Source organism: Azospirillum terrae, from assembly GCF_053470425.1.
Genome location: NZ_JBPXMR010000003.1, coordinates 440,923 through 459,613 on the forward strand (window position 1 = coordinate 440,923; position 18,691 = coordinate 459,613).

23 protein-coding genes are annotated in these 18,691 nt (G+C 68.7%); 8 read left to right on the forward strand and 15 right to left on the reverse strand.

Annotation, left to right across the window (positions count from 1 at the left end):
• Positions 1 to 12 precede the first annotated feature (12 nt).
• The 12 genes from ACSVDD_RS12015 to ACSVDD_RS12070 form a co-directional block, all read right to left on the reverse strand.
• Positions 13 to 858, reverse strand: a complete 846-nt coding sequence (locus ACSVDD_RS12015) for an SIR2 family protein (protein WP_448189587.1) — start codon at positions 856 to 858, stop codon at positions 13 to 15.
• Between the two features lie 155 nt (positions 859 to 1,013).
• Positions 1,014 to 2,201 carry a DegT/DnrJ/EryC1/StrS family aminotransferase gene (locus ACSVDD_RS12020; protein WP_448189588.1) on the reverse strand — a complete coding sequence of 396 codons (1,188 nt, stop codon included), beginning with the start codon at positions 2,199 to 2,201 and terminating at the stop codon, positions 1,014 to 1,016.
• Positions 2,202 to 2,203: 2 nt separating this feature from the next.
• Positions 2,204 to 2,482, reverse strand: a complete 279-nt coding sequence (locus ACSVDD_RS12025) for a hypothetical protein (RefSeq protein WP_448189589.1) — start codon at positions 2,480 to 2,482, stop codon at positions 2,204 to 2,206.
• 5 nt (positions 2,483 to 2,487) lie between these two features.
• Positions 2,488 to 2,697 carry a putative nitrogen fixation protein NifT gene (gene nifT, locus ACSVDD_RS12030; protein ID WP_448189590.1) on the reverse strand — a complete coding sequence of 70 codons (210 nt, stop codon included), beginning with the start codon at positions 2,695 to 2,697 and terminating at the stop codon, positions 2,488 to 2,490.
• 41 nt (positions 2,698 to 2,738) lie between these two features.
• Entirely contained in the window at positions 2,739 to 3,896 is a 1,158-nt protein-coding gene (locus ACSVDD_RS12035; RefSeq protein WP_448189591.1) for a cysteine desulfurase family protein, read from the reverse strand.
• Positions 3,896 to 4,201 (reverse strand): nitrogen fixation protein NifZ, encoded by a 306-nt coding sequence (locus ACSVDD_RS12040; RefSeq protein ID WP_448189592.1) that lies wholly within the window; start codon positions 4,199 to 4,201, stop codon positions 3,896 to 3,898. Before ACSVDD_RS12040 ends, ACSVDD_RS12035 begins: the two co-directional genes overlap by 1 nt.
• A 14-nt stretch (positions 4,202 to 4,215) precedes the next feature.
• Entirely contained in the window at positions 4,216 to 4,527 is a 312-nt protein-coding gene (locus ACSVDD_RS12045; RefSeq protein WP_448189593.1) for a nitrogen fixation protein NifZ, read from the reverse strand.
• On the reverse strand, positions 4,524 to 5,312 hold the full coding sequence (locus ACSVDD_RS12050) for a 4Fe4S-binding leucine-rich repeat protein (protein WP_448189594.1): 789 nt from the start codon (positions 5,310 to 5,312) through the stop codon (positions 4,524 to 4,526). The genes ACSVDD_RS12045 and ACSVDD_RS12050 overlap by 4 nt, the downstream gene beginning before the upstream one ends.
• Positions 5,309 to 5,827, reverse strand: a complete 519-nt coding sequence (locus tag ACSVDD_RS12055) for a hypothetical protein (RefSeq protein WP_448189595.1) — start codon at positions 5,825 to 5,827, stop codon at positions 5,309 to 5,311. The genes ACSVDD_RS12050 and ACSVDD_RS12055 overlap by 4 nt, the downstream gene beginning before the upstream one ends.
• Positions 5,828 to 5,901: 74 nt before the next feature.
• Positions 5,902 to 6,093, reverse strand: coding sequence for a 4Fe-4S dicluster domain-containing protein (locus ACSVDD_RS12060; RefSeq protein ID WP_448189596.1), 192 nt, complete (start codon positions 6,091 to 6,093; stop codon positions 5,902 to 5,904).
• A 45-nt stretch (positions 6,094 to 6,138) separates the two neighbouring features.
• Entirely contained in the window at positions 6,139 to 7,671 is a 1,533-nt protein-coding gene (nifB, locus tag ACSVDD_RS12065; RefSeq protein ID WP_448189597.1) for a nitrogenase cofactor biosynthesis protein NifB, read from the reverse strand.
• Between the two features lie 180 nt (positions 7,672 to 7,851).
• Positions 7,852 to 8,733 (reverse strand): LysR family transcriptional regulator, encoded by an 882-nt coding sequence (locus ACSVDD_RS12070; RefSeq protein ID WP_448189598.1) that lies wholly within the window; start codon positions 8,731 to 8,733, stop codon positions 7,852 to 7,854.
• A 101-nt stretch (positions 8,734 to 8,834) separates the two neighbouring features.
• Here ACSVDD_RS12070 and ACSVDD_RS12075 point away from each other — a divergent pair, with 101 nt between their 5' ends.
• Complete coding sequence (locus ACSVDD_RS12075) at positions 8,835 to 9,053, forward strand: YjiS-like domain-containing protein (protein ID WP_448189599.1); 219 nt, start codon at positions 8,835 to 8,837, stop codon at positions 9,051 to 9,053.
• Between the two features lie 7 nt (positions 9,054 to 9,060).
• Here the strand turns inward: ACSVDD_RS12075 and ACSVDD_RS12080 are convergent, their stop codons facing one another.
• The 3 genes from ACSVDD_RS12080 to nifA all read right to left on the reverse strand — a co-directional run bounded on the left by ACSVDD_RS12080 (position 9,061) and on the right by nifA (position 12,192).
• Positions 9,061 to 9,951, reverse strand: a complete 891-nt coding sequence (locus ACSVDD_RS12080; RefSeq protein WP_448189600.1) for an adenylate/guanylate cyclase domain-containing protein — start codon at positions 9,949 to 9,951, stop codon at positions 9,061 to 9,063.
• Positions 9,952 to 10,051: 100 nt separating this feature from the next.
• On the reverse strand, positions 10,052 to 10,297 hold the full coding sequence (locus ACSVDD_RS12085; protein ID WP_448189601.1) for an HP1242/YdcH family protein: 246 nt from the start codon (positions 10,295 to 10,297) through the stop codon (positions 10,052 to 10,054).
• 110 nt (positions 10,298 to 10,407) lie between these two features.
• The gene (gene nifA / locus ACSVDD_RS12090; RefSeq protein ID WP_448189602.1) at positions 10,408 to 12,192 is read right to left on the reverse strand and encodes a nif-specific transcriptional activator NifA; all 1,785 of its coding nucleotides are present in this window, start codon (positions 12,190 to 12,192) and stop codon (positions 10,408 to 10,410) included.
• A gap of 233 nt (positions 12,193 to 12,425) precedes the next feature.
• Here nifA and ACSVDD_RS12095 point away from each other — a divergent pair, with 233 nt between their 5' ends.
• The 7 genes from ACSVDD_RS12095 to ykgO all read left to right on the forward strand — a co-directional run bounded on the left by ACSVDD_RS12095 (position 12,426) and on the right by ykgO (position 18,690).
• Positions 12,426 to 13,088: a TetR/AcrR family transcriptional regulator gene (locus tag ACSVDD_RS12095; protein WP_448189603.1), complete on the forward strand. Its 663-nt coding sequence runs from the start codon at positions 12,426 to 12,428 to the stop codon at positions 13,086 to 13,088.
• Positions 13,085 to 14,032: an HlyD family secretion protein gene (locus ACSVDD_RS12100; protein ID WP_448189604.1), complete on the forward strand. Its 948-nt coding sequence runs from the start codon at positions 13,085 to 13,087 to the stop codon at positions 14,030 to 14,032. Before ACSVDD_RS12095 ends, ACSVDD_RS12100 begins: the two co-directional genes overlap by 4 nt.
• Positions 14,029 to 14,970 carry an ABC transporter ATP-binding protein gene (locus tag ACSVDD_RS12105; protein WP_448189605.1) on the forward strand — a complete coding sequence of 314 codons (942 nt, stop codon included), beginning with the start codon at positions 14,029 to 14,031 and terminating at the stop codon, positions 14,968 to 14,970. Before ACSVDD_RS12100 ends, ACSVDD_RS12105 begins: the two co-directional genes overlap by 4 nt.
• On the forward strand, positions 14,967 to 16,106 hold the full coding sequence (locus tag ACSVDD_RS12110) for an ABC transporter permease (RefSeq protein ID WP_448189606.1): 1,140 nt from the start codon (positions 14,967 to 14,969) through the stop codon (positions 16,104 to 16,106). The genes ACSVDD_RS12105 and ACSVDD_RS12110 overlap by 4 nt, the downstream gene beginning before the upstream one ends.
• 116 nt (positions 16,107 to 16,222) lie before the next feature.
• Positions 16,223 to 17,146, forward strand: a complete 924-nt coding sequence (gene mepA, locus ACSVDD_RS12115; protein WP_448189607.1) for a penicillin-insensitive murein endopeptidase — start codon at positions 16,223 to 16,225, stop codon at positions 17,144 to 17,146.
• A gap of 95 nt (positions 17,147 to 17,241) precedes the next feature.
• A complete protein-coding gene (locus ACSVDD_RS12120) occupies positions 17,242 to 18,195 on the forward strand; it encodes an SAM-dependent methyltransferase (RefSeq protein ID WP_448189608.1) in 954 nt (317 codons plus the stop codon).
• A gap of 369 nt (positions 18,196 to 18,564) precedes the next feature.
• A complete protein-coding gene (ykgO, locus tag ACSVDD_RS12125) occupies positions 18,565 to 18,690 on the forward strand; it encodes a type B 50S ribosomal protein L36 (RefSeq protein WP_448189609.1) in 126 nt (41 codons plus the stop codon).
• The last annotated feature ends 1 nt before the right edge of the window (position 18,691 follow it).

Here is an 18,691-nt window from a genome sequence, read left to right on the forward strand (position 1 = left end):
CGCCCCCACCCCCTACGCCATTGCCTCGCCGATCTGCCGCACCGCTTCGGCCAAGGGCAGGTCGACGCGGGCGATGCCGTGGATGTCCAGGAAGCGCGCCTCGTTCTTCGACAATTTGCCGTCGATGATCGCCCAGTGCGTGTCGGAGGACCGCTTGGAGATCTGCTTTGCGAAGGTGCGCTGGATCTCCGCGTCGAAACGGCAGCCGAGGTAGAGGAAGTGCTTGCCCGTGCGGCGCTGCTGCACCACGGGGGGGATCGGCGACTGGATGTCGATCTCGGTCAGCACCTCGACGAAGTCGGAGTCGGAAATCAGGTAGTTGCCGGCCGGCGACACGCTGCCGGCGGGCTTGTAGAGGATGGTCTGCCACGCGGCGGCCGCGGCGGCGTCCACCTCGCTTCCGTCCGGGGCGTAGTGCTTGACCCATTCGCCGGTGGATTGCGGGTGCGACAGGCCCTGGATTTGCCCCCAGGCGCGATCCGCGGCGCCGGCCAGCAGCCCTTCCAGCACGGCGTCGTACCAGACGTCGACGATCAGCTCCGGCGCCGGCAGCGAGGCCAGCCACGCGTGCACGGCGGTGGGCGGCACCTCGGCGCGGAAGATCTCATTCAGGATGGTTTCCAGCGTCTTGCGGTGCTTGCGGCTCTCGATGTACTGGGCGACCGCGGTCAGGCTGGAGCGGATGCGGCCGGGGGCGGCCACCTTGGCGTTCAGGCGCTGCGTCAGCTCGGCCGAATTGCGCGGGACCGGGCATTCCGGCAGCAGGGCGAAGACGCCCGGCCCGACGTAGGGCACCACGGTGCGTTCCTTGAGCGCGGCCGCGATGTCGGCGATGGCGTCGGTGGTGATCGTGGTCATGGTGCTCGGTCCCTTCTTCTGTTTCCCCTCTCCCGTCCCGGGAGAGGGAGGGGCCCGCCCGGAGGGCGGGAGGGTGAGGGTCAATCCAAGGATCCTTGCGCTACCCTCACCCGGCCGCTGTCGCGGCCACCCTCTCCCGGGGCGGGAGAGGGGAATCAGTAAATCGCCGCACCCGCCCCGGTGTTCACCGTGGCGTCCTTCAGCGTTTCGACGATGAAGGCGATCTGGTCCTGCGTGACGTTGCGGTGCAGCGGCAGTGCCAGCGCGCGGTCGGCCGTCTTCTGGCAGACCGGGCAGTCGGACCGGTTGTAGCCGCGCTCCACGTAGTATTGCTGCGAATACAGCGGCTGCCCGTAATCCGACGCGTCGATTTCGTGCCCGTCCAGATCCTCCAGCACCGCCTTGCGGCCGCTGGCGGTGAAGCGCGTGCCGAGATGCACGGCGTACAGCATGGGGTGCACGATCTCCGCCCCCGGCCCCTTGTAGGGCGGCTTGATGCCCTCGAACGACGCCATGGCGGCGTCGTAGAGGCGGACCACCGCGCTTCGGCGCTCCAGGATCTCCGGCAGGCGCTCCAGCTGCACCAGCCCCAGCGCGGCGTTGAGGTTGCTCATCCCCGCCTGCCACGGCAGGCGGCGGGTGATGCCGATGGTGTAGCGGTGCTCGGCCTCGCGCTGGCGCAGGTAGCGCAGCTCGTGCGCCAAGCCGCTGTCGTCGGTCACCACCATCCCGCCGCCGCCGGCCAGCAGCACGCCGGGCTCGGAGAAGTCGAAGATGGAGCAGACGCCGAAGCTGCCGACCGGCCGCCCCTTGTAGGTGGAGCCGATGGCCTCGCTGGAATCCTCGATCAGCAGCAACCCGCGGCTCTCGGCCAGGGCTTGCAGCTCGTCCCAATGCGCCGGGTGGCCGTTGACGTTGCCGGCGACGATGGCCTTGGTGGCCGCGGTCACCTTGGCCGCCGCCTTCTCGGGGTTCAGCGTGTGCTGCCAATAGTCGATGTCCACCAGCACCGGCGTGGCGCCGGACAGCGCCACCGCCTGCTGCACCTGATGCCAGCCGTAGGGGGAGCACAGCACCTCGTCCCCCGGCCCGATGCCCTGCGCCTTCAGCGCCAGCAGCAGCGCCGTGGTGCCGCTGGACACCGCCACCGCGTGCGCCCGGCCGACGAAGGCGGCGAAGGCCCGCTCGAACGCCTCGGTCATGCGGCCGTCGTTCAGCGGACCGGCGGTCAGCACGCGGCTGAGCACCGCCACCTCGGCCTCCGAGATATCGGGATCGACGAGGGGGATGTAGCTCAGCTCGTCTTCGGTATCGGGGCCAGTGTCAGGCACGGTGTCCGGCATGGTCACTCCTCGTCGCGTTCGGCGATGACGAGACCGGTGGCAGCGTCCGGGCTGCCGGTGATGGTCCAGCAATGGCCGGAACCGTCCACCAGGAAGAGGTCGAAGCGCTCCTCCTCGCGGTACGGCTCATCGGTCATGATGGAGGCGAAGGTGCCGGTGACGGTCAGGCCGGGATGCGCCGCCTTGACCGCCTGCACCACCGCGCTGACCGTCTCGCCGGCGGCGAAATGCCCGCTGGCAAGGGCGACGACGTTCTCGATCCGCTCCGCCGACAGGGCCATGGCCGTCACTCCGCGCTCAGTTTCTTGGCTTCGATGGTGATCGGCAGCCGGGTGTCCGCCGGCATTTCCGGCAGCTCCAGCGTCCAGCCATTGGCGATCTTCGCCCAGCCGCCCCACAGGGTCGGCTTCTCCATGGCGACGATCGGCTCCTCCAGGTCCTTCTTGGCGACGTAGATCGTGTACTGCTCGCCGACCTTGCGGATCATCACCTTCATGAAACTCTCCTGTTCGTGTTCGTTTTTGTTGTTCGTGTCTGTCAGGCCGCCACGCGGGCGAGCAGCGGCAGCAGCGCGTCCAGCGCCGCCTCCACCTCCGCCATGCCGGTGTCGCGGCCCAGGGAAAAGCGCAGGGACGCCGCCGCCTCCGCGGCCGACAGCCCCATGGATGTGAGCACGTGGCTGGGCTTGTTGCCGCCCGTGGCGCAGGCGGCGCCCATGGACACCTGGATGCCGGCGCGGTCCAGCCGCATCAGCAGTTCCTCGCCGTCCATCGGCCGGCCGTGCGGGTCGGCGAAGCGGATGTTGGAGGTGTTGGGCAGCCGCTCGGCCGCCCCGCCGTTGACCCGGCTGCCCGGCCAGCGTTCGAGGATGCCGCGCTCCAGCGTGTTGCGCAGGATCGCCATCTCGGCCCCGGCGCAGGCGGTCAGCGCGCGTTGCGCCAGCAGCGCCGCGACACCGAAGCCGACGATGGCCGGTACGTTCTCGGTGCCGCCGCGCCGCCCGCGTTCCTGATGGCCGTGCAGCAGCGGCGCCAGCGGCGTGCCCTTGCGGACGTACAGGGCGCCGATCCCCTTGGGGCCGTGCAGCTTGTGCGCCGACAGTGTCAGCAAATCGACATTGGCCATGTCCACATCCACCGGCGTGCGGCCGGCGGCCTGCACGGCGTCGGTGTGGAACAGGGCGCCGCGCGCCTGGGCGATGTCGGCGGCCGACGCCACCGGCATCAGCACGCCGGTCTCGTTGTTGGCCCACATCATGGAGACCAGCGCCGTCGTGCCGTCCACCACCGCGCGCAGGTCGTTCAGCGAGATCCGCCCGGCGCCGTCCACCGGCAGCACGCTGACCCGCCAGCCCTGCCGCTCCAGATCGGCGAACAGCATGAGCGTGGCCGGGTGCTCGACCGCCGTGGTCACCACGTGGCGGCGCGCCGGGGCGGTTTCGGCGAGCGCGCCCAGCGTGCCGAGGATCGCCAAATGGTTGGCCTCGGTGGCGCTGGCGGTGAAGATGATTTCCGCCGCCTTGGCGCCGATCAGCCCGGCCACCGCGCCCCGCGCCTCGCCCACCGCCTGCCGCGCCGCCATGCCCGCGGCGTGCGGGCTGGACGGGTTGGCGAAATGCGCGCCCAGGAAGGGCAGCATGGCGTCCAGCGCTTCGGGCGCCAGCGGCGTGGTGGCGTTGTGGTCCAGGTAGGCCATCAGCCCATCACCCCCGGTTGCGGCAGCCGGGTGGCGTGGGTTGGCGCCAGTTCCTCTTCCAGGCAGCCGACCAGCACGCTGCCGGGGAACTCCACCAGATAGACCGGCACCGGCGGCTCGCCGGCATGGCCGACGCGGACGATCTCGCCCGGCGTCCCCATGGGCGCCAACAGGGCGCCTTCCGGGGCGTGCGGGTGGCTGCCGTCGTTGAACAGGTCCACGGCCGCGGTGATGCGCATGCCCCAGTCGAAGATCGGCTCGCGCGGCGGTATGAAGGCAGGCTTCTTCTCGGCGACGTCGCTCATGGGGGAGGCTCCGATCATTGCGGGGCGTTGCAGGAACCATCGATCAGCTCCAGCTCCTTGGCGCGCATGCCGACGATCATGCGCCGCTCGAAGAAGTCGATGCCGTAGATGTAATAGACCTGAAGGTACGTCCCGACCGACTGCACGTAGCCGATGTCGCCGGCCTTGATCAGCACCTCGCCGACCGGGCGGCCGGGGTAGGTGCCGTCGTTGCGCACGTCGTTCAGAACCCGGACCTTGTCGCCCAACTCGAAGGCGGGGGGATGGATCAGCTCGACCACATCGTCGGCGCAACGGCGGGAGGAGGAACGCAAAACGGTGGTCATGGCTCACCTCGGTCTTTGGCCGTGGGCAGGGGGGAAACCGTGGACCCCAGGCGTTCCAGCGCGGCGGTGCGCACCTCGTCCACAGGGTCGTGGGTCAGTGGCTCCAGATAGTCGGGGTGGATGCGGCTGGCGACCGCGTAGCGCACGCACCAGTCCGTGTCGCGCGCCAGGGCAGCCAGCTTCTCCGGGGCGAGCCGCTGGGCGACGACGATGCGCACGCGGGCGCTGTCGTCCCAGGCCATGCTCATCAGCCACTCCAGGCCGACGCGGCGAGCCACCTCCAGCCGGACCTCGGAATCCTCGTCGTGCATCATGGCGGGCAGCATGCCCTCCGGCACGCGCCGGGCGACGCGCAGGCGAACGCCATAGTCGGCGTCGCGCATCATCGGGGCGAGGTCGGCCTCCTCCAGCCGCGAGGCGACGGCGATGCGCACCTCGCGGTCGGGATCGTTGCGCAGGCGCAGCAGCAGCCGGCGGGGCAGGCGGCGCGCCACGCTGGTACGCACCGTCTCGTCCGGGTCGTCCATCAGCCGGGTGATCAGGAAGATCGGCGCCACGCGCACGGCGATGGCACGGACCTCGAAATAGGGGTGGTCAAGGTGCTCGGCCGCGCTGTCCGGGTTCCACTCGAAGAAGCGCTGGATGCGCTTGGCGTAGCGGTCCTGCACGCAGGCGCGCAGCGGCTCGCAGCGGCCCTGGCTGAGCAAATCATGGAACGGGCAGGCGGCGCACTCCACCGGGCGGCCGAGCCAGTCGAAGGCGGCGTCGAGACCGTCGTCGCTCATTCCTCGTCCTCCTCGCTCTGACCAATCCGGTCCACGAGGTCGAGCAGGCGCTCGGCGGCCATGCGGCCGGCGGTGTCGAGCGCCTTCACCTTGCCCAGGGATTCGCGCGCCTCGTCGAAGAGGCGCAGGCGCAGTTGCAGATAGCCGACGGCGGTGAGCGCGAATAGGAAGAAGCGGGGCGGCGGTTCCAGCGAGTCGAAGTCGGCGGCGGCCGGGGTGACGTCGCGCCAGTCCGGGCTGTTCAGCCCGAGGCCGGCCAGCGCGTGGACGACCATGCGCTGGGCGTACTCCAGCGCTTCGGCCAGATTGGCCTTGTAGAAATGGAACTTGTAGAGGCCGAGATCGACCAGCCGGTGACCGGGAGCGACGGCGGCGGCGTGCGCGAGGAAACCCTCGGCCGTCGCGGCATCGGCGAAGTGCGCGGCTGCGAGATGCAGGCACCGCTCCGCTTCGGCAGGCAGGTCGCCGCCGTAGTAACGGCGCGCCAGCCACGTTTCATCCAGCTCCGCCAGCATGGACGTCCCCGGGTCGGGGTTGGATCGTGTCCCCCGGCCCTTCCGCGGCTGCGGAAGGGCCGGAGGCGGGAGGGTCAGGCCGGCACGCAGCAGTCGGCCGGGCAGACCGCGGCGCACTGCTGGCTGCTGAACTTGCCTTCGCACTCGGTGCAGTTGGCCGGGTCGATCACGTAGGTGCCCTTCTTGAAGCTGATGGCGTTGTTCGGGCACTCGGCCTCGCAAGCGCCGCAGGCGGTGCAATCGGCACCCTTGATCTTGTAAGCCATGATCGGGACTCCTCTGTTTGGTCGGGTCGGTTTGTAAGAAAAAACTCAGGCGCGCATTGCCGGGCGGATAACGGCGTCGCGGCCGGTACGGAACTGCGCCGTACCTTGCACCACGCGCTCGGCGTGCGCCTTGAAGTAGGTCAATGCCGATTCCTCGATGTATTCGAAAGCGAAGCGGTCCACCGGGTCGATGCCCGCCGCCGTCAGCTTGTCCTTGGGGCAGCCGCCGATCTTGGCGACGAACACCGCGGTGCAGTCGGCGATGGCCTTCATGACCGTCTCCAGCGCGTCCTCGTCGCCCGCACCGCCTTCGCAGTAGGTGTCGACGCGACGGTGGCCGACGAACTTGGCGCCCATCGGGCCGGCTTCGTAGATCTGGAACTCGGTGGCGTGGCCGAAGTGCTCGTTGATGCGCTCGCCGCCCTTGGTGGCGACGGCGATGAGGATCGGCGCCACGCCGGCATCCACACTTTCCGCCACGTCTTCGCGGGCGGCGGCCTTGGAGGCGTGGCGCTCGGCGCGCTCGGCCTCGACGTGCTCGCGGTAGGCGCGGCGCGCCTCGTCGTCGACGGTCACGGTCATCGACTCGATCCTGTCGGTGGTGAACTCCTCGCCGCGGTCCTCGCCCAGCAGGCCGACCGCATCGGCGCGGCACTGGCGGCAGTGGCGCATCAGCTTGGCGCCGCCCTCGCACTCGTCCTGGATCGCTTTCAGCTCCTGCGCGGTGGGGCCTCGCTGGCCGATGAGGCCGAAGTGCGTGCCGTGCGCCGGGTCGGAGATCAGCGGCATGATGTTGTGCAGGAAGGCGCCGCGCTTCTTGACCTGGACGTTCACCTCCTTGAGGTGCTCGTCGTTGATGCCGGGGATCATCACCGAGTTGATCTTCACCAGGATGCCGGCCGAGGTCAGCATCTCCAGGCCGAGCATCTGGCGCTCGTGCAGGATCTTGGCGGCGTCGCGGCCGGTCCAGCGGCGGTGGTCGTGGAAGATCCACGGGTAGATCCGCTCGCCGATCTCGGGATCGATCATGTTGATGGTGATCGTCACGTGGTCGACGTTGAAATTCTTGATGGTGTCGACGTAATCCGGCAGCGCCAGGCCGTTGGTCGACAGGCAGAGCTTCAGGTCCGGAGCCAGCTTGGCCAGCGCCTCGAAGGTCTTGAAGGTGTTCTTGCCGCCGGCCGCGAGGCTGTCGCCGGGACCGGCGATGCCGATCACCGAGAGCTGCGGGATCTCCTGCGCGACCGCCAGCACCTTCTTCACCGCCTGCTCGGGAGTCAGCTTCTCCGAGACGACGCCGGGGCGGCTCTCGTTCGAGCAATCGTACTTGCGGTTGCAGTAGTTGCACTGGATGTTGCAGGCCGGCGCCACGGCGACGTGCATGCGTGCGAAGTAATGGTGAGCCTCTTCGCTGTAGCAGGGATGGTTCTTGACCTTCTCCCACACCTCGGCCGGCAGGTCGCCCGGCCCATCGGAGGAGCCGCACGAGGATGAGGCGCAGCCCGAGCCCGACGCAACCGGCGCGGCCTTCAGCTCGCCCACCCCCAGGATGCCGTCCAGCGAAACCACGTTGCTCATGACCAGCTCCTCGTTCCAGCGGTCCTTGTCGGACGCCTGGGTAAAAGCAAGGAGCGGGCCACATTGGAAGATTGCGCTGAATCAACGGCTTGCCTGATTCCGACGCGTGTCGGCAATGCGACAAAGACGTGCCGGTGTCAGGGACACGACACTGTGTCGGGTGTTGGGTCGGGCGTCGGGTCAGGCGTTCGCGAGGCTGCGCAACGCCGCACGGGTGTGTTCCAGCGCCGGGTCGTCCGGCTGGCCCTGCCGCTGGATGATGGCGAACCGCAACACCAGCGGCGGGTCCAGCGGCCGGGTCACCACGCGGTCGGCGATGTCGGCGACGGTGTTCGGCATGACGATGGAGGCGCCCATGCCCGCCGCGACCATCGAGCGGATCGCCGCAAAGCTGCCGAGTTCCATGACCGGCTTCGGCGTGACGCCGCCGGCCTCGAACCACGCCGCCGTCAGCGTGGCGAGACGGCTGCGCCGCTCGTCGAGGATGAGCGGGAAACGTGCCATGTCGTTGGGGGTGATCGCGTCGGGCAGGGCCGTGCCGGCCGGGAAGACGGCCACCGCGTTTTCCTGGCGCAGCGGCTCCACCTCCAGCCCGCGGCTGTCCACCGGCAAGATGACCACGGCCAAGTCGAAATCGTTGGCGAGCAGGCGGCGTGCGATGTCCTCGGCAGTGCCGACGGCAACGGTGACGTCGAGATCCGGGCACCGGTCCCGCAACCGCTTGAGCACGCCGGGCAGCAGGTAGGTGGCGATCGACGCGCCCGATCCCAGCCGCACGCGGCCAAGTGTGCCGTCGCGATGGCGGCGCAACGCTTCCAACGCGGCGTCGATCTCGGCGCCGATGCGCCGGGCATGGACGACCAGCGTCTCCCCCGCTGTGGTCGGCGTGGTCCGCCGTCCGACGCGTTCGAGCAGCGTCACGCCCAGACGCCCCTCCAGCTCGCGGATTTGCAGGCTGATTGCCGGCTGCGTCAGGTTGAGGTGCCGCGCCGCCGCTGAAAAGCTGCCGAGTTCGACGACCGACAGGAAGGTGTGGAGCTGGTCGGGATTGAGGCTGCGCATGGGCCTGAATCAAAGAAACGCTTATGGGACGCGAAAGAACTCCAAATTTGCCTTATGGGTTGGGCGTTGGCAAGGTTTGTCCAGTTGCCACGGAGAACGCCATGCCCGCAACCCACCGCCCCTCATCCCAGCCGCAGACCATCCGAACCGCCGCGGCCCCGCCTTGGATCACGGCAGCGGTGGCGATGCTGTCCGCCTGGGCGCAGCGCCGGCGTCAGCGGCGCGCGTTGGCGGCGCTTGGTCCCGGCCTGCTGCGCGATGTCGGGTTGACGCGGGCGGACGCGATGCGGGAAAGCGGCAAACCGTTCTGGCGGCGCTGAGCCGGCCTCAGGCCAGCTCGCAGCGGAACGCCGCCACGTGGTCCTGCTCGGCATCGTCGGGTTCGGCGCCGAAGCCGATCAGGCCGGTGCCGACCAGCTTGGTCGAATCGCGCTTCAGCGCCACCGGCAGCGAGCGGCCGCTGCGGATGAAGGTGCCGTTGGTGGACTGGTCGGTGATGATGAAGCTCTCGCGGCTGAAGTCGATCACCGCGTGCTGGCGCGAGGTCCGGCGCGACAGGATGCGCAGCGCGCTGGTTTCCTCGCGCCCGACGCTCAGTCGCGGGTGCGCGGCGTCCAGCGTGTGGACCGCGCCCTTGTAGGCGACGTGCAGCGTCAGCCGGCTCGGCGCCTGGAAGTCCGGCAGCGAGATGGCCGCCACCGTCATGCTGTCCATCGGCTGGTCGGCGACCTCGGTGGTGCAGAGCTGGTGGATGTGCAGCGGCGCCGACTTGCCCTTGACCGAGATGTTGTTGAGCGGCTTGGTGCGCCGCTTCAGCCGTTCGGACAGCAGCAGCGTGAAGTCTTCGGTGGCGAGGATCTCGCCGGGCTTGGCCAGCGCCTCGACGCGGGCGCAGACGTTGCAGGCGTCGCCGTACAGATCGTCGGTGCGCTGCACCACCGGGCCATAGTGCAGGCCGACTCGCAGTTGCAGGCGGAACACCGCCTGACTGTCGATCATGGTGATGGCGGCCCAGCCCGCCTCCTCGGCGGCCGGGAAGGCGCCGAGCAGGCCGTCGCCCAGCATTTTGATGACCTGCCCGTGGTTGCTCTCGATCACCATGCGCAGGTGACGCAGCATCTTCTGCGTCAGGGCGGCGGCCTCGACGTTGCCGATCCGCTCATAGAGTTGCGTGGAATCCGCGATGTCCACGAACAGGATGGCGAGGGGTGTTTCCATACGTGGGCCGGTCGGGCTCGGGCGGGCATGCCAGTCAGGCTGCATACCACGGAACCGGCCCGCCGGCCTAGGGGTGGATGCCCATGGGGATGATGGCCGGTCAGGCGGGCTGCCACGCCTTCAGCAGGGACTCCAACTGCTCCTTCAGCGCCAGCCGGCGCCGCTTCAGCGCTGTGAAATGCTCGTCGGTGAGCGGGATGCCGTTCTCCTCGGCCGTCAGGATTTCCTTGTCGAGTCCGGCATACTCGTGTTCCAGCGTGCGGAAACGCTCGTCGGCGGCGCGGATCGATTCCAGCTTGCCGCGGTGCTCGGGAAATTCGCCTTCCAGGTCATGCCGTTGCAACATTGCCCCGTCCTCCTTCGTATCCAGGCGATGGTCCGGAACGAGTCTAAGATGGTGCGGCCGGAACGGGCAACCACGCCGCTGCGGACATACTGCCGCAGTGGTGGGGAACCTCAGAAGCGTTTGATCTCGATGTTGTACTTGCGCAGGGCGTAGCTCACCTGACGCGTCGTCATGCCCAGTAGGCGTGCCGCCTTGGCCTGGACCCAGCCGGTGCGCTCCATCGCCCACATCAGGCGGTCGCGCAAGCTGCCCGACTCCGGCTCGTCCAGTAAGGTCTCGTCGCCGCCGTCAACCGGCTCCGGCGCACTGGCCGCCGCCAGCACGCCGGCCGGTCCCGGAGCGTTCGTGCAGGTCGAGCAGCCCGAAGGCGTTGCGGAAATGGTCGAGGGCAGGATCGGCGGCAGCACCGGCAACGCCGGCGGCTTCGCCACCGCTGGACCGGACGCCGAAGCGGCTCCGGCCGTCGCCGCCGCGTGCGCCGCGGTGGCCGGGGCGAGGCCGCCGACGGCGGCGCCCATGGTGCTGTACTGGAACAGGATCGACGAGTTGCACAGGTTCATGCTGCACGACAGGTCCGCTCCGCGGATGGCGCCGTCGCGGCACTGCGTGGCGGCGCGCTCGATGCAGTTTTCCAGTTCGCGCACGTTGCCGGGCCACGGGCAGCGGTTCAGCACGTCCTGCGCATCGGCCGCCAGCGCCAGGGTCAGGCCGTTGTCCTTGTTGAACTTGGCGACGAAGTGCTTGGCCAGCGCGGCGATGTCGTCGCGCCGCTCGCGTAGCGGCGGCAGGAAGATGCTGACCACGTTGATGCGGAAGTACAGGTCGGCGCGGAACTTGCCGTGCCCGACCGCCTCTTCCAGGTTCAGGTTGGTGGCGCAGATCAGCCGCACGTCGGTCTTGATGGTCTTCGACCCGCCGACGCGCTCGAACTCCTGCTCCTGCAGCACGCGCAGCAGCTTGCCTTGGAAGTTGGGCGAGATGTCGCCGATTTCGTCGAGGAACAGCGTGCCGCCGGCCGCCAGCTCGAAGCGGCCCTTGTGGTCCTTCTGGGCGCCGGTGAAGGCGCCTTTCTCATGCCCGAACAGCTCGGATTCCAGCAGCGTTTCCGGCAGCGCCGCGCAGTTCACCCGGATGAAGGCGCCGTCCTTGCGCGGGCTGAGGTTGTGGATGGCGCGGGCGATCAGCTCCTTGCCGGTGCCGCTCTCGCCGCGGATCAGCACGGTGGACTTGAACGGCGCCACCCGGTGCACCTGGGCCAGCACCTCGGTCATCGGGGCGCTGGAGCACACAACGTCGGAGATCGGCTGCGCGGTGCGCAGTTCCTTCTGCGCGCGGAACGTCTCGCGCATCATGAAGCGGCGTTCCTCGGCCACCGTGCGGTGCAGCCGCACGGTCTGGCCGATCAGGTTCGCCACCATGGTCAGGAAGCGCACGTCGGTGCCGAAATGCGTCGTCGGCCCGTCGTCGCTGATGCGGTCGATGGTCAGCACGCCGATGACGTTGCCGGCCGCCTTGATCGGCACGCCGACCAGCGAAGCCACCTGCTCGTCCATATCCTCGCGCCCGCCGGTGCGGTTGAGGAACAGCGGCTCCTCGGCAAGGTTGGGCACCACCGCGGGCATGGCGGTCTTCAGGATGCGGCCGATGATGCCTTCACCCTCGCGGAACTCCACCTGATCGGCCTGATCGACGGACTGGCCGTTGACGGCGACCAAACGCATGACGCTGTCGTCGCCCAGCAGGTAAATCCGGCCGCGGTGCATCTGGAGCTGATAGGACAACAGGCGGAGCACTTCACGCAGCGTCTGCTGCAAATCCAGGGACGACCCCAGGATCTTGCTCACCTCGTAGATCGCCAGCAGTTCCAGGTTCGACGTGGCGTGACGCGCGGACATGCCCGACATCCTCTGACTACCCGGTTTCGCATATGCAAACACGATGCCGGGGCCCAGCCAGCGCGATTTGCGCGACTTCCAAGCTCCGGCCATGCGGTTCCGGCATGGCGTTGCCTGCGCCGGGGGCTGTTTGCCGCCTCCTTGTGCACATTGGCGTGGTGATGCGGAAGCGCTTGGCGATTCCACCCCGTTCGTGTTAATAACTGACTGGTCAGTTATCTATGGGGCCGCCCATGGCCGACGAGTCCGTTCCCGATTCCGGTACTCCGCAGCCGCCGCGCTGGCGCCGCCGCAAGGAGGCCCGCCCGCAGGAGATCGTCGACGCCGCCCTCGATATCTTCGCCGAGCGTGGCTACGCCGCGACCCGGCTGGAGGAGATCGCCGCCCGCGCCGGGGTCAGCAAAGGCACGCTGTACCTGTACTTCCCGAACAAGGAAGAGCTGTTCAAGGCGGTGATCCGCTCGGCCATCGTGCCGAACCTGGAGATGGCGGAACGCCTGCTCGGCGGCTTCCCCGGCCCGTCCATGGAGATCCTCCGCCAGATGCTGGAGGGGATCGCCGGCCGGGTGATGGCCTCCAAGGTCGGCGGCATCCCCAAGCTGATGATCGCCGAGGCCGGCAACTTCCCCGACCTCGCCCGCTTCTACTACGATGAGGTGATCGGCCGCGGCTTCCGCGTGCTGGGCGCGGTGCTGGAGCGCGGCATCGCCCGCGGCGAGTTCCGCCCGGTGAACGTGGACCACACCGTGCGGCTGATCATCGCGCCGATGCTGATGGTCGCGCTGTGGCGTTCCTCGTTCGAGCCGGTGGAGGGCAAACCGCTCGATGTGGCCGGGCTGATCGCCGAGCACCTCGACCATCTGAAGCGTGCTCTGGACCCCGGAGGCGAGCCATGAGCTGGATCGGCGACACCCTGGCGGCGCTGGCCGTCACCCTGGGGCTTGCGTCGGGTTCGTCCGGGCACCGGGTGCAGGGCTATGTGGAGGGCGAGTACCTGCGCGTCGCCGCGCCCATCGCCGCCACGCTGGAGACGCTTTCGGTGACGCGCGGGCAGGTGGTGAAGGCGGGCGAGCCGTTGTTCGCCCTGGACCTCATGGCGGCGAAGGCCGAGCGGGCGCGGCTGGCGGCGGGGCTGGCGCAGGCGCGTTCGCTGCTGACCGACCTGCTGACCGGCAAGCGGCCGGAGGAGCTGGCGGTGGTCGCCGCCCAGCGGGATCAGGCCGAGGCCAGCCTGCGCTACAGCGAGGCCGATCTGAAGCGCCAGGAGGATCTGGTGCAGGCGCGCGTCAGCTCGCCGGAAAAGCTCCAGGCGGCGCGCAGCGCCTTCGAGCGCGACCGTGGGCGGCTGGCCGAACTGACGGCGCAACTGGCGGTCAGCCGGCTGCCGGCGCGCCCCGACCAGATCCAGGCGGCGCGCGACGCCGTGGCGATGGCCGAGGCGGCGCTGGCCCAGCAGGACCGGCGTTTGTCCGAGATGGCGCCCGCGGCGCCGGTCGATGCGCGGGTGGACGACACGCTCTACAACCCCGGCGAATGGGTGCCGGCCGGCTCGCCGGTGGTGTCGCTGCTGCCGCCGGGGCGGGTCAAGGTGATCGCCTTCGTGCCGGAGCCGCTGATGGCCGGCGTGCACCCCGGCGACCGGGTGTCCCTGCGCTGCGACGGCTGCCCGGCCGGGCTGACGGCGCGGGTCAGCTTCGTCGCGTCGCGCGCCGAGTACACGCCGCCGGTCATCTACAGCATCGGCAGCCGCGAAAAGCTGGTCTTCCGCATCGAAGCCAAGCCCGAGGACGGCGCCAGCCTCAATCCGGGCCTGCCGGTGGATGTGGAGTTGGGGCCATGACCGAAACCGACTTGGCCATCGACGTGCGCGGCTTGGTCAAGCGGTTCGGCACCAAGACCGTGGTGGACGGCTTTTCGATCCAGGTGCCGCGCGGCGAGATCTACGGCTTCCTGGGGCCGAACGGCTCGGGCAAGACGACGACGATCCGCATGCTCTGCGGGCTGCTCACCGCCGATGCGGGGGAGGGGACCTGCCTCGGCCTGGACATCCGCACCCAGAGCGCCGCCATCAAGCGCCAGGTCGGCTACATGACCCAGAAGTTCAGCTTCTGGGAGGATCTGAGCATCGCCGAGAACCTGGACTTCGTCGCCCGCATGTACGGCCTGCCCGAGCGCAGGCGCCGGGTGCGCGAGGCGCTCGACCGCCTTGGCCTCACCAACCGCCGCGACCAGCTGGCCGGCGAGCTGTCCGGCGGCTGGAAGCAGCGCGTGGCGCTGGCCGCCTGCATCCTGCACGAGCCCAAGCTGCTGCTGCTCGACGAGCCGACGGCCGGCGTCGATCCCAAGGCGCGGCGCGAGTTCTGGGACGAGATCCACGAGCTGGCGCACGCCGGCCTGACCGTGCTGGTCAGCACCCATTATATGGACGAGGCCGAGCGCTGCCACCGCATCGCCTACATCGCCTACGGCAAGCTGATGGCCCGCGGCACGGTGGAGGAGGTGATCGCCGGTTCCAACCTGCGCACCTGGGCGATTTCGGGGGCGATTTCCGGCCCCAACCTCGCCGACGTGGCGCGGGATCTGGAGGGCAAGCCCGGAATCGAAATGGTCGCCGTCTTCGGCACCCGCCTGCACGTCAGCGGCACCGACGCCGCCGCGGTTCAAACGACGCTGGAGCCCTGGACGCACACCCCCGGTATCCACGTCGCCGCGGTGGAGCCGACGCTGGAGGATGTCTTCATCCACCTGATGAACCAGAGCACGGACAATTTCCGATGACTGGCAACCGCTTTTCCCCCCGCCGCTTCGTGGCGGTGATGGTGAAGGAGTTCATTCAGATGCGCCGGGACCGGCTGACCTTCGCCATGATGGTCGCCATCCCGATCATGCAGCTCATCCTGTTCGGCTTCGCCATCAACTCCGATCCCAAGCGCCTGCCGGCGGCGGTGCTGGCCGCCGACGACAGCCCGTTCGCCCGCACGCTGGTGGCCGCCATGGTCAATTCCGGCTACTTCGAGATGATCCGCACCGCCCGCACCGAAGCCGAGCTGAATGAGCTGCTGACCGAGGGGCGCGTGCAGTTCGCCGTCACCGTCCCCGCCGGCTTCGCCCGCGACCTGCAACGGGGCACTCGCCCGGTGCTTTTGGTGGAGGCCGACGCCACCGACCCCGCGGCGACGTCGAACGCGCTCAACAGCCTGACGCAGATCGCCCGCTCGGCGCTCGACCGTGATCTGACCGGGCCGCTGGTGACGCTGCGCTCCACGCCCGACCCGATCGAACTGCGCATCCACCGCCGCTACAACCCGGAGGGCATCACCCAGTACAACGTGGTGCCGGGGCTGATGGGAACGATCCTCACCATGACCATGGTGATGATGACCGCGCTCGCCGTCACCCGCGAGCGCGAGCGCGGAACCATGGAAAACCTGCTCGCCATGCCGGTCCGCCCGTTCGAGGTGATGCTGGGCAAGATCCTGCCCTACATCGGCGTCGGCTACGTGCAGGTGGTCATCATCGTGCTGTCGGCGCGCGTGCTGTTCGGCGTGCCCATCGTCGGCAGCCTGTTCTTGCTGTCCACGGTGATGATCCTGTTCATCGCCGCCAATCTGGCGGTGGGCTTCACCTTCTCGACGGTGGCGAAGAACCAGTTGCAGGCCATGCAGATGTCGTTCTTCTTCTTTCTGCCGTCGATGCTGCTGTCCGGTTTCATGTTCCCGTTCCGCGGCATGCCGGACTGGGCGCAGACCATCGGCGAGGTGCTGCCGCTGACCCACTTCCTGCGCATCGTCCGCGGCATTCTGCTGAAGGGCAACGGCTTCACCGACATCCTCGGCGAATTGTGGCCGCTCACCGCCTTCCTGGTGGTGGTCACCGTGATCGCGCTGAAGCGCTACCGCCAGACGCTCGATTAGCCCCTGAGACAAATGAGCTCGCCCCCCGCGGGCGCTACGTTTCGTTAACGGGTGTTAAGTTTGAATCGACCCATCGCGTTCAACGTGGATCGGCGGGGGTCGGTGCGATGCGGCGGATGCTCGGGGGACTGCTGGTGGCGGCGTGTGCGCTCACGCTCATGGCCACGGACGCGGATGCCAAACAGCGCAAGTCCCGCAAGCACGCGCCCACCGGCGTCGATCCCATCGCCTGGAGCCGCGCCGACGCGCCGGCGCGGGGGCCGGCGCAGGCCATCGGCGGCTACGCGGCGGGCTGCGTGTCCGGCGCCGTGGCGCTGCCGGGGGAGGGCACCGGCTATCAGGTGATCCGCCTGTCGCGGCACCGCAACTACGGCCACCCCGCGCTGGTCGATTTCCTCAAGGGCTTCGGCGCGAAGGTGGCGACGGCCGGGCTCGGCACGGCGCTGATCGCCGACATGGGGCAGGCGCGCGGCGGGCCGATGAGCTTCGGCCACGCCAGCCACCAGATCGGCCTGGACGCCGACGTCTGGCTGCGCCTCGACCTGCCGCCCATGGGCCGCAACGCGCGCGAGCACCTTGAGGAGATCAAGTACGTCGACTACGACGGCCCCAGCGTCACCGGCGATTGGTCGAGCAAGCAGGCGGAGATGATCCGCATCGCCGCCACCGATCCGCGCGTCGCCCGCATCTTCGTCAGCCCCGCCATCAAGCTGGCGCTGTGCGTCAAGGATTGGAAAAGCCGCGACTGGCTGGGCAAGCTGCGCCCCTGGCACGGCCACGACGGCCACATGCACATCCGCCTGAGCTGCCCGCCCGGCAGCCCGCAGTGCGAGCAGCAGCGCGAACTGCCGGACGGCGACGGCTGCGGCGGCGATCTGCAATCGTGGCTCCGCAAGGCGGTGCCGGTGCAGGACACCCCGCCGGAGAGGGCGCATCCGCGCAACCCGCGCCTGCCGGCCGCCTGTCAGGCGGTGCTGCGCTCCGGCGGGACGCGCGTCGCCTCGGCTCCGGGAATCGGCCCGGCCCGCGACGAAAACTGATGGAACGACAATTGATTGGCGGCAACCGGTAGCGTTGCGGTACATTAGGACATCATGCCGTCAACCCCTGGCCCAGCGCACTGGCGCGCGGTGCGATGACCGACAAGCCCGACTCCGCTGACGCCCCGCCCGTCAATCTGAAGACCCGCCTGCACGCGTGGTGGGAAGGCTATGACCTGTCCGGCCTCAAGCGCCGCAAGGGCGAGGAGGATGCGGCCGGCGACTCCGCCCCGGCGCAGCAAGGCAAGGGCAAGGCGCCCGAGGTCGGCCACAACCGCTGGAACAAGCCGCTGTGGAACGCCACCCGAATCGAGGTGGCCGAGCGGCTGTGGGGCAACGGCTTCAGCACGCCGGGCGGAGCCGAGCACATCGCCTATCTGGTGAAGCCCATGGGCCTCAACCCGGCCATGAGCGCGCTCGACCTGTCGGCCGGGCTGGGCGGCGCCAGCCGCACCATGGCGCAACAGTTCGGCTGCTGGGTCACTGGGCTGGAAGCCTCGCCGCTGCTCGCCAAGGAGGGGATGGAGCGCTCCCACATGGCCGGGCTGGACAAGCGGGCGCCCATAGAGCGCTACGACCCCGAGCACTTCAGCTATCCCAAGCGCGTGGACGGCATCGTCTACAAGGAAGGGCTGTTCACCGTCCGCGACAAGGACCAGCTGTTCGACGCGATCGAGGTGGCGCTGAAGCCGCGCGGCCACCTGCTGCTCACCGACTACATCCTCGGCCCCACGGCGAATCGCGCGGCGGTGGCCGCCTGGGCCGACAAGGAGCCGCTGGAGCCGAACCTCTGGTCGCTGGAGCAGATGCAGAACGCCTTCGCCCAGCGCAACCTCGACCTGCGCATCAACGAAGACATCACCGACACCCACCGGCACCTGATCCTCACCGCGTTGCAGGGCTTCACCCAGTACCTGGAGCAGTACGCCCTGGCCCACGACACCAAGGTGGCGGTGATGGATGAGATCGAGCTGTGGGCACGCCGCGTCACCGCCCTGAACTCTGGCCTGCGCTGCTACCGCTTCTACGCGCTGAAGCCGGCGGAGTAGGGGACGGGTTGCCTGCCCGGAGGGCGTGGAGTCGCGGGCAAGAATTCACACGGATTTTGGGGATTTAGACACGGATTACACGGATTTTTCTTATTCGTGCACAGCAACGGCCTTCGGGATGACCCGTGCGCCGCAAGCATCAAAAAAATCCGTGTAATCCGTGTTCAAATCCGTGCAATCCGTGTGAATGTTGCCCCCGATTCGGATCTGACGGGACAGGCATTCAGCGGCGAAACCCGAATCGGGACGGCGCATTTCCTCGGTTTTTGCCTCCTGAAGGCCGTTCCTTCCGGTTGACAGGCCGAAACCGCCGCACTATGGTCCGCGCCCTGTGAACACGCCGCTGACCACGTACCAGGAATTCGTATCATGAAGATCGTGAACTCGCTCAAGTCGATGAAGACCCGCCACAAGGCTTGCCGCGTCATCCGCCGCAAGGGCCGCGTCTACGTCATCAACAAGACGAACCCGCGCTTCAAGGCCCGCCAGGGCTGAT

Excerpts from the sequence above, each read along its gene's own strand:
- ACSVDD_RS12015 (WP_448189587.1), bottom strand. The coding sequence starts at position 858 with ATGACCACGATCACCACCGACGCCATCGCCGACATCGCGGCCGCGCTC.
- ACSVDD_RS12020 (WP_448189588.1), bottom strand. The coding sequence starts at position 2,201 with ATGCCGGACACCGTGCCTGACACTGGCCCCGATACCGAAGACGAGCTG.
- ACSVDD_RS12025 (WP_448189589.1), bottom strand. The coding sequence starts at position 2,482 with ATGGCCCTGTCGGCGGAGCGGATCGAGAACGTCGTCGCCCTTGCCAGC.
- nifT (WP_448189590.1), bottom strand. The coding sequence starts at position 2,697 with ATGAAGGTGATGATCCGCAAGGTCGGCGAGCAGTACACGATCTACGTC.
- ACSVDD_RS12035 (WP_448189591.1), bottom strand. The coding sequence starts at position 3,896 with ATGGCCTACCTGGACCACAACGCCACCACGCCGCTGGCGCCCGAAGCG.
- ACSVDD_RS12040 (WP_448189592.1), bottom strand. The coding sequence starts at position 4,201 with ATGAGCGACGTCGCCGAGAAGAAGCCTGCCTTCATACCGCCGCGCGAG.
- ACSVDD_RS12045 (WP_448189593.1), bottom strand. The coding sequence starts at position 4,527 with ATGACCACCGTTTTGCGTTCCTCCTCCCGCCGTTGCGCCGACGATGTG.
- ACSVDD_RS12050 (WP_448189594.1), bottom strand. The coding sequence starts at position 5,312 with ATGAGCGACGACGGTCTCGACGCCGCCTTCGACTGGCTCGGCCGCCCG.
- ACSVDD_RS12055 (WP_448189595.1), bottom strand. The coding sequence starts at position 5,827 with ATGCTGGCGGAGCTGGATGAAACGTGGCTGGCGCGCCGTTACTACGGC.
- ACSVDD_RS12060 (WP_448189596.1), bottom strand. The coding sequence starts at position 6,093 with ATGGCTTACAAGATCAAGGGTGCCGATTGCACCGCCTGCGGCGCTTGC.
- nifB (WP_448189597.1), bottom strand. The coding sequence starts at position 7,671 with ATGAGCAACGTGGTTTCGCTGGACGGCATCCTGGGGGTGGGCGAGCTG.
- ACSVDD_RS12070 (WP_448189598.1), bottom strand. The coding sequence starts at position 8,733 with ATGCGCAGCCTCAATCCCGACCAGCTCCACACCTTCCTGTCGGTCGTC.
- ACSVDD_RS12075 (WP_448189599.1), top strand. The coding sequence starts at position 8,835 with ATGCCCGCAACCCACCGCCCCTCATCCCAGCCGCAGACCATCCGAACC.
- ACSVDD_RS12080 (WP_448189600.1), bottom strand. The coding sequence starts at position 9,951 with ATGGAAACACCCCTCGCCATCCTGTTCGTGGACATCGCGGATTCCACG.
- ACSVDD_RS12085 (WP_448189601.1), bottom strand. The coding sequence starts at position 10,297 with ATGTTGCAACGGCATGACCTGGAAGGCGAATTTCCCGAGCACCGCGGC.
- nifA (WP_448189602.1), bottom strand. The coding sequence starts at position 12,192 with ATGTCCGCGCGTCACGCCACGTCGAACCTGGAACTGCTGGCGATCTAC.
- ACSVDD_RS12095 (WP_448189603.1), top strand. The coding sequence starts at position 12,426 with ATGGCCGACGAGTCCGTTCCCGATTCCGGTACTCCGCAGCCGCCGCGC.
- ACSVDD_RS12100 (WP_448189604.1), top strand. The coding sequence starts at position 13,085 with ATGAGCTGGATCGGCGACACCCTGGCGGCGCTGGCCGTCACCCTGGGG.
- ACSVDD_RS12105 (WP_448189605.1), top strand. The coding sequence starts at position 14,029 with ATGACCGAAACCGACTTGGCCATCGACGTGCGCGGCTTGGTCAAGCGG.
- ACSVDD_RS12110 (WP_448189606.1), top strand. The coding sequence starts at position 14,967 with ATGACTGGCAACCGCTTTTCCCCCCGCCGCTTCGTGGCGGTGATGGTG.
- mepA (WP_448189607.1), top strand. The coding sequence starts at position 16,223 with ATGCTCGGGGGACTGCTGGTGGCGGCGTGTGCGCTCACGCTCATGGCC.
- ACSVDD_RS12120 (WP_448189608.1), top strand. The coding sequence starts at position 17,242 with ATGACCGACAAGCCCGACTCCGCTGACGCCCCGCCCGTCAATCTGAAG.
- ykgO (WP_448189609.1), top strand. The coding sequence starts at position 18,565 with ATGAAGATCGTGAACTCGCTCAAGTCGATGAAGACCCGCCACAAGGCT.